Source organism: Paenibacillus sp. (assembly GCF_048976745.1).
GTDB lineage: Bacteria > Bacillota > Bacilli > Paenibacillales > Paenibacillaceae > Paenibacillus.
In genome coordinates, this window is sequence record NZ_JBHGUU010000009.1 from 294,768 (window position 1) to 309,134 (window position 14,367).

Below are 14,367 nucleotides of genomic sequence, written 5' to 3' on the forward strand. Positions count from 1 at the left end.
GGAAAGGGTAATGAAGGAAGAGAGAGCATAACGATAATTCAATTGGAAAGGCTGGGATCTCGAGTGAAAGCAATTGTAATTGAGGAATTTGGTGGCGCGGAACAATTGAAAGAACAGGAAGTAGCCAAGCCAGCATGTGGAGTCAATCAGGTGCTGATCCGAACACATGCCACGTCGGTCAATCCGGTGGATTTCAAAATCAGACAAGGTTATATGAAAGAAGCAGCGGAGAATTTTCCGTTGATTTTGGGCGGCGATGTTGCGGGTACTGTGGCTGAGGCAGGCTCGAATGTCACGCGGTTCAGAGAAGGTGATCGGGTATTTGCACGTCCGCGTCAATTCGGAACCTATGCAGAATATGTTGCCGTGGATGCAGATATTATTGCCCGTATACCGGAGAACTTAAGCTTTGAGGAAGCGGCCGCTATCCCGCTGGCTGCGATGACGGCTTGGCAGGCCCTTGTGGACCATGGACGTTTAGCCAAAGGGCAGAAGGTACTCATCCATGCGGGTGCAGGTGGTGTGGGAACGTATGCGATTCAGATTGCCAAGTCCCTCGGCGCTGAAGTGGCTTCTACGGCGAGTGATTCAAACGAAGCATTGCTTCGCTCGTTGGGTGTGGATCATTTTATCAATTATAAAAAAGAAGATTTCTCGGAGATTCTCTCCGGTTATGATGTTGTACTCGACACCATGGGCGGTGATATTCAGCGCAACAGCTTCAACGTGTTGAAGTCCGGCGGGCATCTGGTATCCTTGGTGGAACAACCGGATGAGAAACTTGCCAAGGAAGCTGGAGTAACGGCCAATGTCTTCATGATGGAGCCCAAAGGGGATCAACTGGATCAGTTGGCTGAACTGGCTGCGGAAGGCAAGCTCAAATCGGTTATTGATGGCATCTACCCGTTAACTGAGCAGGGAGTAAGGGAAGCACATGAGAAGAGTGAAACCCATCATACGCGTGGGAAACTCGTTATTCAGGTGCAATAGAGTTCATTAACTCGTAGAAGTATTTTGTCTCATGGGTCTGATACAGATTGTACCAGGCCTGTAATGTTTCTGGTGCAAAGACATTCAACAGCTTCAACACATGCATCGTAAATTCTAACGGAGCTATTCCGGATGCAGTAACTACATTTCCATCGGTTACTGCAGGCTCCGTTACATAATAGGTTTCTCCAGTATAATCTGGGCATATCATCTTCAGGTATCCTAAATCATTGCTTGTATGTTGTATGGAATCCAGCATCCCCATCTTTGCAAGTGCAACTGTGGCACCACAAATTGCCGCAATAACCGTACCTTTTTCTATAGCATCAGTAACTTTTTTTAATAGAGGATCATGGATGTTGTCCATCCAGGTGTTTCCTCCCGGAAGAATGATGACATCTGTACCGTTCAATGTACATTCATCCATAGAAATATGGGGAAGGATGTTCAATCCGCCCATGGTAGTTACCGGCTGTTTATCCACGCCTACCGTTACGACCTGTAAAGGCTTGATCTCTTTCCTGAAATACCTTCCCGAGTTCAGTTCAGCAGTCAGGTATCCTACCTCCCAGTCTGACATCGTATCGAATACATATAGATATACGTTCCTCGTTTGCATCATACACACTCCTTTTGTTATTCATGATTGATTGGTTTACTCTCGTATTATATAAAAACTTCACTGACATCTACGGTCAGTGAAGTTTTGAAATTTGATAATTAACAGATATACCAATAGAAAAATGAGATTGCGACATACCCTGTGGAACCAGGAACGGGACTGCTCCCCAATTGTGGTGGAATAAGATATAATAGGAGAAATTTATTCCATTCTGTGCATGAGGTGATTAGGATGTCCAACGAACTCATTCAAGCCATTCAGTTGTTAAAAGAAAAGAAGTGGGTGGATCTGACCCATACATTTGGACCGGACTCCCCACATTTTTCAGCATTTGAAGCAGCACAATTCGATACGTTGTTTGATCACAATCAAGGTTTCTTTGCCCAGAGTTTCAAGTTCCCGGGTCAATACGGGACACATCTGGATGCCCCGATTCACTTCGTTCGGGATACCCGGTATCTGGATGAACTAGGTTTGAAGGAGCTGGTATTGCCACTTGTGGTCATTGACCAGTCCGCCGAAGTAGAGAATAATCCGGATTTCACACTGGATGTGGAGCATATTCTTGCATTTGAAAGAGAACATGGTGTGATTGAAGCGGGAAGTTTCGTAGCCTTACGTACAGATTGGAGCAAACGCTGGCCTAACCATGAAGCATTTGATAACAAAGATGATGAGGGCAACAGTCATGCGCCTGGATGGTCCGTTGGTGCACTTATGTTTTTATTTGAAGAGAGAAAAGTACAAGCCATTGGACATGAAACCTTTGACACGGATTCGGCCGTGGATTATCAGAAGAATGGGGCACTTCTGGCAGAATATTATGTACTCGCCCAGGATACATATCAAGTTGAGCTGTTAACGAATCTGGATCAGGTGCCAGCTAAAGGCGCAGTAATTTTCAACATTGTACCGAAGGCGGAGAAAGCATCCGGTTTTCCAGTTCGATCTTTTGCCATTCTGCCGTGATACGGGGGAGATCAAAATATCTATTGTGACTGGTCATTAAACAATAAAGATACCGATCAATGCTTATAATAATTTTTCCATTGCCATCACATCTACAAATTTCCCTTCCAGAACGCCTTGGCTCTGGAATACACCTACCTCTCGGTATCCGCTTCTTTGATATAAGCTCTGACCTAGCGTATTAAATGGAAAGGTAAAAAGAACAAACTTATAAAAGTTATTCTGTTTACCGATTTCCTCTAATTTCTGAAGCAACTGTCGGCCGATCCCCTTGCCGCGATGATCCCGATGAATATAGATTGAGAGGTCACCGACACCATCATACGCGCTTCTAGGATTATATACATTAATGGACGCCCATCCAATAACGCTCTTGTTCACTTCAGCGACGAGTACGATGTAGCGTCCTTTGTGTGTATTAAACCATTCGTTCATATATAATTCGTCTTTTAACTCAATTTCTAGCGTGGCAATGCGGTCTTCAATACCTTGGTTATAAATAGTCAGAATGCTTCCTAGATCCACTTCGGCAGCTTGCCGCAGAATTACCATGTTGATCACTCCTTCGTTTTATTTTTGTATATGTTTATATATCACAATGTAGTTTGAAATGGGAAGGGGGAAAGAAAAATTCGAAAAACATTTGTATTTTGCAAATAATTAGAGTATAACTATAACAAGAGGTGAGGTAATTGGAAAACAACGTAAGAGAGATGTTTCAGATCATGACACGGCGTTTTGGATTGTTGGATAAAAACTGTTGCACCGCAGGAGGAATAGATATTTCACTTGTTCAGAGTCATATCATTTATGAAATTGATCGTAAGCATAATCCATCCATTCAGCAAGTGGCAGATGCACTCTCCATAGACATCACGACGTTTAGCCGCCAGGTTCAAAGTCTCGTAAAGTTGGGTTTGGTTCAAAAAACGCCCTTACCTGAAGATCGACGGATTTACATATTATCCTTGACTACACAAGGTAAGTTTGTTGCTACAGTCATTGATGAACAGATGAATGATTATTTAAAAGAAGTCTTTTCGCATATGTCTGAGTTTGAACGGGATATGGTCATCAACGCCGTCAAACTGCTCAACGAAAGTATGGCGAAATCCAGCGTATGCTGTACACCATTGGGATAAAATTTATCCCATTTATTTAATTTAATATTTGCAAATTGCAAGTAATTATGAGGAGGAAATTAATATGGTTAAACATATCGCTGTGAACCAAGTGAGCTGCTGCGAAGCACCAGTACAAGAGAAGGGCAACTTACCTGTTGCAATCATTGGAGCTGGACCGGTTGGTCTTGCGGCAGCGGCACAACTCATTTCAAAAGGTGAGCCGTTTATGTTGTTTGAAGCTGGAGATGAAGTGGGGGCAAACATTAGAAAATGGGAACATGTACGACTGTTCTCGCCATGGCAATATAACATCGATAAAGCTGCTAAAGAGTTACTGCTATCGGCGAATTGGGTTGCTCCACAAAACGAAAAGATCCCAACGGGTAAGGAAATTGTTGAGCATTATCTAAAACCTTTGGCTGCGCTACCTGAATTAAGTCCAAATGTACATTTGAATGCGAAAGTTACTGCGATCAGTCGCAAAGGGTTAAGCAAAGTGAAAACAAGTGGGCGTGAGAAACTACCGTTTGTCATCCATGTTGAACAAAACGGATCTTCGTTTATTTATGAAGCGCGGGCTGTTATCGATGCTTCTGGGACATGGTCCAACCCGAACCCGCTTCGTTCAGACGGTATATTTTCAGAAGAGGAAAAAGCGCTTAATAATCAAATTTCATATGGTATTCCTGCAGTATTAGGAAAAGAGAGAAATCGTTATAGCGGCAAGAAAGTGCTTGTTGTAGGAAGCGGACATTCTGCGATCAACACGTTGCTTGAACTTGCCCAGCTTCAAAAAGAGGAATCGGGAACTGAAATCGTTTGGGCTATTCGCAAGGCAAATATTGAGGATGTTTATGGCGGACGAGAACTAGATGGGCTTCAAGCAAGGGGTGAACTGGGTACTCGGATTCAAAAAGTAGTTGAATCCGGTACCGTAAGGGTCCTGACAGGATTCCATATTGAAGAACTTAAAAAACAAGGTGAACAGATTCAGGTTTCCGGAACCATTAAAGATGAAAAAGTGGTTATTGATCACATCGATGAAATTGTAGGTAACACAGGTTCTCGCCCTGACTTATCGACAGTGCGAGAAGTACGGGTATTAACGGACCCGAGTTTAGACTGTGTTTATGAGCTGGCACCATTGATTGATCCCAATGTCCACAGCTGCGGTACAGTTCGACCACATGGCGAAAAAGAACTGCGTCAACCTGAAAAGGATTTTTATATCGTGGGTGCCAAAAGTTATGGAAGAGCGCCAACCTTCCTAATGGCAACGGGATATGAGCAAGTCAGGTCCATTGTATCGGCTTTGGTGGGAGATATGGAGTCAGCTCAAAAAGTAGAACTGGAACTGCCGGAGACCGGTGTCTGCAGTCTAGGTGCCAGTAGCACGGACAGCTGCTGTGAACCAGTTCAGGTAGAGGAAGCCACTACAAATTGCTGCTCTACTTCAAAAACGGAAAAGGCAGGATCAGATTCTTGCTGCGGATAAATCAAGAATTCAGAGCTATTGCATCCGAATCGTGATGCAGTAGCTTTTTATAGAAGGAGGGAGAAAATTGAAAAATATGATTTATGATAGCATCGTTATTGGTGGTGGTCAATCCGGTTTGGCAGCGGCCTATTACTTACAAGAAGCTAAACGGAACTTTATCTTACTGGAAAAGAGTGAAGAGCATTTAGGATCATGGGCAAATTACTATGATAGCTTAACGTTGTTCTCACCTGCATCGTATTCCTCATTGCCAGGACTCCCATTTCCAGGCGGTGCAAATGTTTATCCACGTAGAGATGAGGTTGTTCAATACTTAAAGTCTTATGCGGCTACATACAATTTTCCAATACACTCAGGGCAAGAAGTAATCAAAGTGGATAAGAATAGTAATATCTACACAGTCCATACCTCAAGCGGAGAACAGTTTCATACACGGTCCATCATTTGTGCAAGCGGGGCATTCGTAAATCCTCATATTCCAGACATTCCTGGCATGCATGAATTTAAGGGGGAAATGCTTCATGCCAAGGACTACCGAAATGAGAAAGAGTTTAAAAACAAACGGATCATTGTTGTTGGAGGCGGAAATTCGGCGATCCAAATAGCGGTTGAACTTGCGAGGACGGCTCATGTAACGATCGCATCCAGAAGCCCGATCAAATTCAAGCCGCAGGTCATTGCGGGGAAAGATATTCACTTTTGGCTAACCATACTTAGGCTTGATCAATCCAATTGGGGCAAACGAATATTGCAGAAAAGCAGTGACGCTGTCCTTGATACAGGTATATATCAAAATGCTATCGATCAAGGTAAGCCAGATACCAAACCGATGTTTAAAGTTTTTACGGAACATGGGATAGTGTGGGCAGATGAGACTCGTGAAGATGTGGATGTCGTTCTTTTTGCCACAGGTTATATTCCGAACTTCGAATATCTTAGTGGATTGAACGTTCTTGATTCATCAGGTGTACCTTTAAAACAAAGTGATGAAAGTATCCATTTCGTAGGTATACCGTGGCAGACCTCATTTGCGTCTGCGACGATTCGAGGTTCTGGGAATGACGCCAAAAAAGTTGTACAATCGCTTGCAAAAAGAGGTATATCAGTATGATGAATTATTAAATCAAGGTGGAATCGTTGAGTATCAAACGAAAGATATAGTTAAGATGACAGACGGTCATTATTTATTAAGTCAAAATGTGAATTTTAGCTCGAGAGTAAAGTCGGCAATCTTTTTTGCCGACTTATTTGGTGTATTAAAAACACTTATATTCGTCATTGCTTATATAAGTGCTTTATTATATGATTATATCATTAAATGAAGCCGATTATAATAATCACAGGGGGTGTACATTTGGAACAAAAAATTCAGGAGATGGCTGAGGCGTATAAGTTATTGGCTGATAAAACACGGTTGACCATCGTTGCATTACTTAAAGAACAGGAACTTTGTGTATGTGATATCACAGACATTATTGGCATGTCTCAACCAAACGCCAGTCAGCATCTTCGAAAACTAAAGGCAGCCGGTCTACTTAATGAAAAGAAAAGAGGGCAGTGGGTGTACTACTCTCTTAATCCAGATGCAGAAGCATATGTTCAGTGTGTGTATCCGTTTCTGCCATCCATGAAAGATAAAATAACAGGATTGAAAAACTGCTGCGGTCCTCAGGAGGAAGCATGACCATCATCGCGATTTTAATCTTTTTACTTACACTGACTTTTGTGATTTGGCAACCTAAGGGGCTTAATATTGGATGGTCAGCGTCAGCTGGAGCTGTCCTTGCTCTTCTTTTTGGAGTCGTCAGTCTATCCGATGTAGGTACGGTCACAGGAATCGTATGGAACGCCACGCTTGCTTTCGTAGCCATTATATTAATTTCGCTGATTTTAGATGAAATCGGATTTTTTGAATGGGCTGCTCTACACATGGCAAGGCTTGCAAGAGGTAATGGCAAGCTGATGTTCGTTTATGTTGTGCTGCTTGGGGCAGGGGTTGCAGCGTTCTTTGCAAATGACGGCGCCGCACTGATTCTAACGCCTATTGTGCTTGCGATGGTCAGAGCGCTCAAATTTGATCAAAAGATGATTTTACCTTTTATTATCGCAAGTGGTTTTATTGCAGATACAACTTCACTTCCGCTCGTGGTTAGCAACCTCGTCAATATTGTTTCTGCCGATTACTTTGGTATTGGCTTTGTGGAGTATGCAAGTCGTATGATTGTTCCCAATTTCTTTTCAATATTAGCGAGTCTTCTGGTCTTATTCTTGTTCTTTAGAAAGAGTATTCCAAGCAACTATGAAGTCAGTCATCTCAAAAAGCCAGCTGAAGCGATCAAGGACAAGAAACTGTTCCAAATATCCTGGGTGATCTTAGCCGTGCTACTGGTTGCGTACTTGATGAGCGAGTTCATTCAAGTTCCGGTGTCTGTTATCGCTGGGGTTATTGCAATCTTGTTTATTTTAGCTGCACGACGTAGTCACGCTATTCAAACATGGAAGCTCATCAAAGGGGCTCCATGGGCAGTAGTGATTTTCTCAATCGGTATGTACGTCGTCGTTTACGGACTACGAAATGTGGGATTGACAGATGAACTTGGGAAGGTCATCCAAGTTATCGCCGACAAGGGTCTCTACATCTCCACACTTGGTATGGGCTTTCTAGCTGCGATATTGTCTTCGGTTATGAACAATATGCCTACAGTGATGATTGATGCGCTTGCTATCGATGGAACCAATACGCAAGGTGTCATCCGGGAATCGCTGATTTATGCCAATATTATCGGCAGTGACTTGGGTCCAAAAATCACACCGATCGGATCTCTCGCAACACTTTTGTGGTTGCACGTACTGTCCCGTAAGGATGTAAAAATCACGTGGGGAAGTTATTTCAAAATTGGGATTGTGCTCACCATCCCAACGCTCTTTATTACGCTAACAGGACTGTATTTGTGGCTCCACTTAATTCATTCAACGAGCATAAACGTTTGGTTAATGATTGGCGTAATCACAGTAGCATTGGTTGTTATCGCTATGATCATAAAAACGGTGATTAACTCAAAAATGGGCGAAGCGAAAATACAAGTAAGCCAAACCAAAGATAAAGGAGATCAATAATCATGAACAACAAACCGCTTGTTTACTTTTTGTGTACAGGAAACTCTTGCAGAAGCCAAATCGCCGATGGTTTTTTGAAGGCACTTGGTAGTGACAAATATGAGGTGAAAAGTGCAGGATTAGAGGCGCATGGCTTAAATCCTCGTGCTGTTCAAACAATGAAAGAAGCTGGAATCGATATTTCAAATCATACATCAGATGTGATTGATTCTGAGATTTTAAAACAAGCAGACTACATCATCACGCTTTGTGGTCATGCCAACGATAATTGTCCAGTTGTACGTAATGACAAAGCTGAAAGATGGCATTGGGGCTTCGATGATCCAGCCAAGGCGACAGGAACAGAGGAAGAAATCACAGCTACATTCGCTGAGGTCCGCGATTCAATTAAAGCTCGAATCGAGCAGTTCTTGAAAGAAGGTAAGTAACATGGAGCATGCCGAAAAGAAATACCATGCACTTATTGCTGATAAAGTTTTTATGGGCGGAGCTGCCGACGTAGAGGCAATGGTTCTTAACGAAGGCATTGAAGTCGTGGTGGATCTTCGAGAAGAAGCAACAGAGTGCGCGTATCCAGCAGATCATGTGAAGTGGGTAAAGGTTCCGCTCCATGACGATACGAAAGAACATGAAGCCGAGCTTTTCAAACAAGCGATTAATGAGGTTGTTGGAGCGTATAACGCCGGCAAGAAAGTTGCCTTTCACTGTGGAGGAGGCAAGGGCAGAACGGGCACCGTTGCAGCTGGTACTCTGTTAGAACTAGGGTTAGCCAGTTCAATTGAGGATGCTGAACTAAAGGCAAAAACCATCAGAAGTATCATTAATATTAAGCCACTGCAAAAGGAATTATTAAATAAAATATTCTAAAACAAGGCTTTTAATCGTTACCCTAACTGGGAACGATCCGATAGCTCAATAAAACGAACAAGCAGCTGACGAATGTGATCGGCTTCTTTTTTTATCATATAGCTAACTGGCAGCAGGTAAGTAAGCTTATCCGGAACCAAGTCCAACTAGGATTTGACCCATTGGAAAAATAAATGTGTGTTCTGGCAAACTTATCGGCTAAGTCACAACTAACTAATCTAAATGATTCAAATATGTAAATAGCAAGGGAGGCGTATTCCGCCTCCTTTTTATTTGTTACTTTTGATCCGAGTGTGGATCTTGATTAAATCTTTGAGAGATTTTTTTCTCAGTTTTCTTACGCCGTATCCAGCGCTTGAGTAACCCTTCTTCTTTTCGTTCTTGCAGCGTTTCCTTCAAGCCTTGAATCATAAATTCCGATCTTCGTCTGTCATCCCGACTAATCTCGCGTAATTCCTTAATAAATTTGTCGTCCATATCTGCCTCTCGCTTATTCAGGATAATTCCATTATACCGAACGTACGTTCTTTTATCAAGTTTTACCATTACGAATGATTTTGAGACCGATATAGTGAAAAGAAGCACAGGAACAATGCCCGGCATGTGTGAGAATGGTACCAGAGGGTTTGATAATAACCTATGAAAGACTGTATGAGGTTGAGAAACGAGAGGACGGAAGGAGCAATTCATGATGAAGCAGCGTGAAGGCAGATCGTGGTTACTCATTTTGATGCATGGAATTCTGGGGGTTGGGGCGATCGTTGGAGGAAGCATGTTAATCATCAACCCAACTGGAAATATGGTGAATTTGCCTGAATCTTTGTTGCTGAATTCTCCGTTTTCCAGTTTTTTGTTTCCGGGAATCATCCTATTGCTGGTTCTTGGTGTGATGCCTATAATGATTGCTATTGCACTAATACGCTACACTCCTTGGGCGCTGGGTGAGAGGCTGAATCTCTATCCTGACCGCTACTGGGCCTGGACTTTTTCCTTATACACGGGGTTTGCCCTGATCATCTGGATTATGGCGCAGGTGTACTGGATTCAGGATGTCTCTATCATTCACCTGGTCTATTTTGCATGGGGAGTGGGTATCCAAGTTGTCACCTTATTGCCTGCTGTACAGCGAATATATTCAAAATAACCTGCTTGTATATTGAACATACGGCTGCCGAAAGTATCGTTGAATGATTCTTTCGGCAGCTATTTTTTATGGGTATCGAGATGATACGTGTTGTTATGTAATGTTGACAAAAAACGATTATCCTCGCATACTTACGTAATATACTTTATAAAGTTTATTTATTAATTAAAGAGATAAGCACATATGATGAATATCGCAAAATCATAAATCCGCATGAAACAGGGAGGTAAGTATGGATGGTATACGTTATTATGGCAGTTATAATATGGGCAGGTACCTATGCCAGTATGGCCTTGTCAAAACAACCGATGGAAGTGAAGCCTGTGAAATCGATGGATGATTTGTTTGAGTGAACAAGCAACTCTGCCGATTTCGATCCATTGCCAAGACGGTGGAACTCATGGGTTCGAGTAAGGTATAACGTTGTGCTATGATATGGAGTGAAATGACATCCATACCATTGCTTTGGCTCAATTGAACCAGAGTAGAAACGAGAGGATTATGAAAAAAGCCAATGCTACAATGATGAAATACATCAATTTGAATAATGTGCGTGAAGTCATGCAGCAGATTGAGACGGCGACCAAACCGCAATTAGCTTCACTAACCAATCTTAGTGTTGTTACCATTAATGCGCTGATCCAGGAATTATGTGATGGCGAAGAATTGTTTCAGGATAAAGTGGTTCCCTCTAACGGCGGCCGTCCTGCTCAGGCATATCGATATAATTATAACTTCAAGCTTGCTTTGGTTCTTTACATCAAAGAGATGAAAGGCCAGGAGTTGATTTCGGCAACGGTCATGAATCTGGAAAATAAGGTTGTGTTGAAGGAAGAGAGCATCTTGCCTGCTTTTGATAAACAACATGTGCTGCAACTTATCGCACGTTTCGTTGCGCAGTACCCCGCCATTGATATGATTGGCATCGGTATTCCGGGACAAGCCGTGGATGGGGACATCACGGTGAGCAGTCATGAAGAGCTTATCCATTCACATCTGATACGGGAGATCGAGAGTGAGTTCCAACTGAACGTTCTCGTGGAGAATGATGTGAATGCAGCGATTAGCGGGTACTGTACACAGCATGCAGATATGAAGGAACAGAGTGTAGCAGGCATTTATTTTCCGAACCGATACCCGCCGGGGATGGGCATGATGTTGAATGGACAGATGATTCGCGGGAAAAACGGGATGTTTGGTGAAATCAAGTATCTTCCTTATTCACCTGATTGGAAACGTGACATGAGCAAAGATGATTTTGTAGTGCAGGTATGTCATATTCTGCAAACGATCAATGCTGTCGTTGCCCCGCACCAGATTGTCATTTATCAGGAACGTGTGGAGAGAGAAGAGCTGGATTTGGCGTGGCAAAAGTACGGGAAGGATCATCCCATGCCGTCGTTACCCGAGATCGTACATCAGGACTCGTTTCAACATGATTTTGATGCTGGGTTAAGAGGAATGGTTCTTCAGGCGTTGAAGAGGAGGATTCATGATGCGTGAAGAAGAGAGAATCATGCAGGGCATGTTGTTTAGTCCAAGTGATTCGGAATTAAAGACCATCAAAAGGCGGGCCCATAATCTCAGTCAGCAATACAGTCAGACTTTTGAAGAACAGACGGAGGAAAGGGATCAGATATTGCAACAGCTACTGGGGCAGATCGGTGAAGGCGGATTCTTGCAAGGCCCCATCTTCTTTCATTATGGTGTGCATACCCGGATTGGCGATCACTTCTTCGGTAATTACAATCTGACGATACAAGACGATGCGCAAGTGACAATCGGGGACTATACCAGTTTTGGCCCCAACGTTACGATTGTTACCCCCATTCACCCCATGATTGCCAGCGAGCGGAGACAGATGGTGGACCAGAACGGTGATGTGAAGTCACTATGTTATGCCAAACCGGTCACGATTGGAAACGATGTATGGATCTCAGCAAACGTCACCGTGTGCGGGGGCGTAACAATTGGAGACGGGTGTGTCATCGGAGCAGGGAGTGTCGTGACTCGTGATATTCCACCACATTCCTTTGCAGCAGGCGTACCATGCAGAGTTATTCGCAAAATCACTGAAGCAGACAGCATGCGAAATTACCCCGATATTTTGGCAGATTGCCGTGTGCTGGAAGAATAAAAAGGGTGTCACCAGGATCAGTAGATGATCCAGTGACACCCTTTTTGGTTTACGTTTACTTGGAGGCGTTGTAGTTACTCAAGAATTCTTTTACTTTTGCCGGATCAGCTTTCAATTCATTGCCGGTCTGAACGAGCGGGCTTACTGTGGAGTATGCTTTGAGTTTGTTGTTTTTGTAGAAACTCAAAATCTCATCCTGATTAATGGAGTACAGTACGGCTTTTCTCAGATCACTGCTCTTGGCAACATCACGATTGGCTGTGTTAAACAAGAGATAAGAAACGGCGTTGCTTGGAATGCTTTGCAGTTTCAGCTTGCTGTCATTTTCGATGATGTCATACTTGGTTTCAGGCACGCCGTAGTATAAGTGAATTTCACTGCTGCGAAGAGCAGAAAGGGCACTGTCTGCATCCGCGATGAACCGGACATTGACCTGAGCAATTTTTGGTGCATATTCCGTGCCTTTGCGGTATCCCGGATTTTGCAAGAATACAGCTTCATAGTCATTTTTATAAGACAAAATATAAGGTCCGCTAGTATAAAGGGTGTTATTGTATGCTGCGCCTTCAGTCACTGTGTTCTGATCACCGTAAGGAATATCTTTGTTGACGTCAAAGGAAGCCACATCATATGTGTTGATGCTCTCCACCTGTTTTTTGGACACAATCCCTGCAGATTGGTGTGCCAGGTAGTTCAGTACTTGTGGGAAAGGTTCCGTTGTGGTCAGTTTAACGACCTGATATTTACCTGCGCTATTATCTGCTTTGGTTTTGTCAGTTACGAGTTCTGTAATTTTGCTGCCCAGTCCTTGTTCCAATGCTTCGAGGATTGTGCCGTTACCGCTGGATTGTTTAACCGATTGCAATGCACTCAGATCTGTTACAACCTCAGCTTCTTTGATGTGTTCATGCAGACTGTATGTCCGGTGATCCGGAACGGAATCTTTGTTTTTGGCACGATCCAGGGAGAAGATCACATCATCTGCACCGACACGTTCTCCTGTATCTACAGCTTTTTTGTTATCAATCTTCGCAAAGTTGATATCGTCTCTGAGAATGAAGTAGTAGTCTGAATTACCCTCAGCAATGCTGAAATTATGAGACAGTGACCCTTCTGCTGTCAGCTGATCATCATCTGTGAGGTTAACAAGACGTACATACATATTTGTATTCAACTGGTTGATGGAACCGTCATTTCCTTTGATCGGATCAAGGGAAGTCAGTACGGATGCGCTTTGCGTCAGAATCAACGGATCTTTGGCATTTTTGGAGCTGTCCTTGAACTCAATTGGTTCCCAAGCCATCGCGCGGGATTTGGAGAGACGAACCGTGTCGACATTCAGAATGTCTTTGTTCACAGCCTGACTTTTCAGGGAAATGTACAAAGGAGCGATGTACGCCTGATCGGTTACCAAGCGATCTTCCAATTGTTTATAGGTTTCCTTGTATTCATCTGGTGTTTGGGTAGCGGCCTGATCAATGAGCTTATCAATCTCCCCATCTGCGAGGATACTGTAGTCTCCACCTGTTTTGAAAAGGGAGCGTACCGCATAATCGGGATTTCCCGTTACCGTAGTCCAGCTGGACAAGGCAATGTCATAATTTCCTGCGTCCTGCTGGGATTTGAAGCTGCCGTAATCCGGTTGCAGGTTCAGCTTCACATTGAAGCCGTTTTTGGTCAGCTGGTCCCGGACAATGTTTACATCATTTTCGGAAGAACTCATGGCGAGTAGCTCAATGTCTGCCGGTTTTTGTGCCGTTTCTGTTGTGTCCGCTGGTGCGGTCTCCGCCTGGGATTCGGTTTTTGTTTTTACACTGCAGCCGGAAATCACAATGACGAGAATGAGTAGCAATGAGATCAGTGTCCGTTTTTTCATGGGATTACCCTCCATAGATAGAA

The 14,367-nt window shown here is 43.4% G+C and carries 16 protein-coding genes; 12 read left to right on the forward strand and 4 right to left on the reverse strand.

All coding sequences use genetic code 11. From position 1 onward, the window contains the following. Positions 1–63: 63 nt before the first annotated feature. A complete protein-coding gene (locus ACE3K2_RS16890) occupies positions 64–990 on the forward strand; it encodes an NADP-dependent oxidoreductase (RefSeq protein ID WP_421892497.1) in 927 nt (308 codons plus the stop codon). Here the strand turns inward: ACE3K2_RS16890 and ACE3K2_RS16895 are convergent. After that, positions 974–1,609, reverse strand: coding sequence for a type 1 glutamine amidotransferase family protein (locus tag ACE3K2_RS16895; RefSeq protein ID WP_421892983.1), 636 nt, complete (start codon positions 1,607–1,609; stop codon positions 974–976). The genes ACE3K2_RS16890 and ACE3K2_RS16895 overlap by 17 nt on opposite strands. Before the next feature lie 234 nt (positions 1,610–1,843). Here ACE3K2_RS16895 and ACE3K2_RS16900 point away from each other — a divergent pair, with 234 nt between their 5' ends. Next, positions 1,844–2,581, forward strand: coding sequence for a cyclase family protein (locus tag ACE3K2_RS16900; RefSeq protein ID WP_421892500.1), 738 nt, complete (start codon positions 1,844–1,846; stop codon positions 2,579–2,581). 63 nt (positions 2,582–2,644) lie between these two features. Here ACE3K2_RS16900 and ACE3K2_RS16905 read toward each other — a convergent pair whose 3' ends face one another. After that, the gene (locus tag ACE3K2_RS16905; RefSeq protein WP_421892986.1) at positions 2,645–3,139 is read right to left on the reverse strand and encodes an arsinothricin resistance N-acetyltransferase ArsN1 family A; all 495 of its coding nucleotides are present in this window, start codon (positions 3,137–3,139) and stop codon (positions 2,645–2,647) included. 155 nt (positions 3,140–3,294) lie between these two features. On the opposite strand from ACE3K2_RS16905, the gene ACE3K2_RS16910 reads away from it, so the two are divergent. From ACE3K2_RS16910 to ACE3K2_RS16940, 7 genes are all read left to right on the forward strand, one after another. Then, entirely contained in the window at positions 3,295–3,723 is a 429-nt protein-coding gene (locus ACE3K2_RS16910; RefSeq protein ID WP_339308509.1) for a MarR family winged helix-turn-helix transcriptional regulator, read from the forward strand. Between the two features lie 64 nt (positions 3,724–3,787). After that, positions 3,788–5,200 (forward strand): NAD(P)-binding domain-containing protein, encoded by a 1,413-nt coding sequence (locus ACE3K2_RS16915; protein WP_421892503.1) that lies wholly within the window; start codon positions 3,788–3,790, stop codon positions 5,198–5,200. Positions 5,201–5,276: 76 nt separating this feature from the next. Beyond that, positions 5,277–6,314: a flavin-containing monooxygenase gene (locus ACE3K2_RS16920; protein WP_421892989.1), complete on the forward strand. Its 1,038-nt coding sequence runs from the start codon at positions 5,277–5,279 to the stop codon at positions 6,312–6,314. Between the two features lie 264 nt (positions 6,315–6,578). Then, entirely contained in the window at positions 6,579–6,887 is a 309-nt protein-coding gene (locus ACE3K2_RS16925) for a metalloregulator ArsR/SmtB family transcription factor (RefSeq protein WP_339308514.1), read from the forward strand. Continuing rightward, positions 6,884–8,320: an arsenic transporter gene (locus ACE3K2_RS16930; RefSeq protein WP_421892506.1), complete on the forward strand. Its 1,437-nt coding sequence runs from the start codon at positions 6,884–6,886 to the stop codon at positions 8,318–8,320. The genes ACE3K2_RS16925 and ACE3K2_RS16930 overlap by 4 nt, the downstream gene beginning before the upstream one ends. Positions 8,321–8,322: 2 nt before the next feature. Beyond that, positions 8,323–8,748 carry an arsenate reductase (thioredoxin) gene (arsC, locus tag ACE3K2_RS16935; RefSeq protein WP_421892509.1) on the forward strand — a complete coding sequence of 142 codons (426 nt, stop codon included), beginning with the start codon at positions 8,323–8,325 and terminating at the stop codon, positions 8,746–8,748. Between the two features lies 1 nt (position 8,749). Beyond that, positions 8,750–9,187 carry a protein-tyrosine phosphatase family protein gene (locus ACE3K2_RS16940; RefSeq protein WP_421892512.1) on the forward strand — a complete coding sequence of 146 codons (438 nt, stop codon included), beginning with the start codon at positions 8,750–8,752 and terminating at the stop codon, positions 9,185–9,187. 276 nt (positions 9,188–9,463) lie between these two features. On the opposite strand, the gene ACE3K2_RS16945 is transcribed toward ACE3K2_RS16940, so the two are convergent. Then, positions 9,464–9,664, reverse strand: coding sequence for a hypothetical protein (locus ACE3K2_RS16945; RefSeq protein ID WP_091034774.1), 201 nt, complete (start codon positions 9,662–9,664; stop codon positions 9,464–9,466). 211 nt (positions 9,665–9,875) lie between these two features. Here ACE3K2_RS16945 and ACE3K2_RS16950 point away from each other — a divergent pair, with 211 nt between their 5' ends. From ACE3K2_RS16950 to ACE3K2_RS16960, 3 genes are all read left to right on the forward strand, one after another. Then, positions 9,876–10,331 (forward strand): hypothetical protein, encoded by a 456-nt coding sequence (locus ACE3K2_RS16950; protein ID WP_421892515.1) that lies wholly within the window; start codon positions 9,876–9,878, stop codon positions 10,329–10,331. Positions 10,332–10,832: 501 nt separating this feature from the next. Beyond that, positions 10,833–11,834 carry an ROK family protein gene (locus tag ACE3K2_RS16955; protein WP_421892517.1) on the forward strand — a complete coding sequence of 334 codons (1,002 nt, stop codon included), beginning with the start codon at positions 10,833–10,835 and terminating at the stop codon, positions 11,832–11,834. After that, on the forward strand, positions 11,824–12,468 hold the full coding sequence (locus ACE3K2_RS16960) for a sugar O-acetyltransferase (RefSeq protein ID WP_421892520.1): 645 nt from the start codon (positions 11,824–11,826) through the stop codon (positions 12,466–12,468). Before ACE3K2_RS16955 ends, ACE3K2_RS16960 begins: the two co-directional genes overlap by 11 nt. Before the next feature lie 55 nt (positions 12,469–12,523). Here the strand turns inward: ACE3K2_RS16960 and ACE3K2_RS16965 are convergent, their stop codons facing one another. After that, complete coding sequence (locus ACE3K2_RS16965; protein WP_421892522.1) at positions 12,524–14,344, reverse strand: ABC transporter substrate-binding protein; 1,821 nt, start codon at positions 14,342–14,344, stop codon at positions 12,524–12,526. Between the last annotated feature and the right edge of the window lie 23 nt (positions 14,345–14,367).

Bases quoted from the DNA above. Each gene is read 5' to 3' on its own strand.
- ACE3K2_RS16895 (WP_421892983.1), bottom strand. From the start codon at position 1,609: ATGCAAACGAGGAACGTATATCTATATGTATTCGATACGATGTCAGAC.
- ACE3K2_RS16900 (WP_421892500.1), top strand. From the start codon at position 1,844: ATGTCCAACGAACTCATTCAAGCCATTCAGTTGTTAAAAGAAAAGAAG.
- ACE3K2_RS16910 (WP_339308509.1), top strand. From the start codon at position 3,295: ATGTTTCAGATCATGACACGGCGTTTTGGATTGTTGGATAAAAACTGT.
- ACE3K2_RS16915 (WP_421892503.1), top strand. From the start codon at position 3,788: ATGGTTAAACATATCGCTGTGAACCAAGTGAGCTGCTGCGAAGCACCA.
- ACE3K2_RS16920 (WP_421892989.1), top strand. From the start codon at position 5,277: ATGATTTATGATAGCATCGTTATTGGTGGTGGTCAATCCGGTTTGGCA.
- ACE3K2_RS16925 (WP_339308514.1), top strand. From the start codon at position 6,579: ATGGCTGAGGCGTATAAGTTATTGGCTGATAAAACACGGTTGACCATC.
- ACE3K2_RS16930 (WP_421892506.1), top strand. From the start codon at position 6,884: ATGACCATCATCGCGATTTTAATCTTTTTACTTACACTGACTTTTGTG.
- arsC (WP_421892509.1), top strand. From the start codon at position 8,323: ATGAACAACAAACCGCTTGTTTACTTTTTGTGTACAGGAAACTCTTGC.
- ACE3K2_RS16940 (WP_421892512.1), top strand. From the start codon at position 8,750: ATGGAGCATGCCGAAAAGAAATACCATGCACTTATTGCTGATAAAGTT.
- ACE3K2_RS16945 (WP_091034774.1), bottom strand. From the start codon at position 9,664: ATGGACGACAAATTTATTAAGGAATTACGCGAGATTAGTCGGGATGAC.
- ACE3K2_RS16950 (WP_421892515.1), top strand. From the start codon at position 9,876: ATGATGAAGCAGCGTGAAGGCAGATCGTGGTTACTCATTTTGATGCAT.
- ACE3K2_RS16955 (WP_421892517.1), top strand. From the start codon at position 10,833: ATGAAAAAAGCCAATGCTACAATGATGAAATACATCAATTTGAATAAT.
- ACE3K2_RS16960 (WP_421892520.1), top strand. From the start codon at position 11,824: ATGATGCGTGAAGAAGAGAGAATCATGCAGGGCATGTTGTTTAGTCCA.
- ACE3K2_RS16965 (WP_421892522.1), bottom strand. From the start codon at position 14,344: ATGAAAAAACGGACACTGATCTCATTGCTACTCATTCTCGTCATTGTG.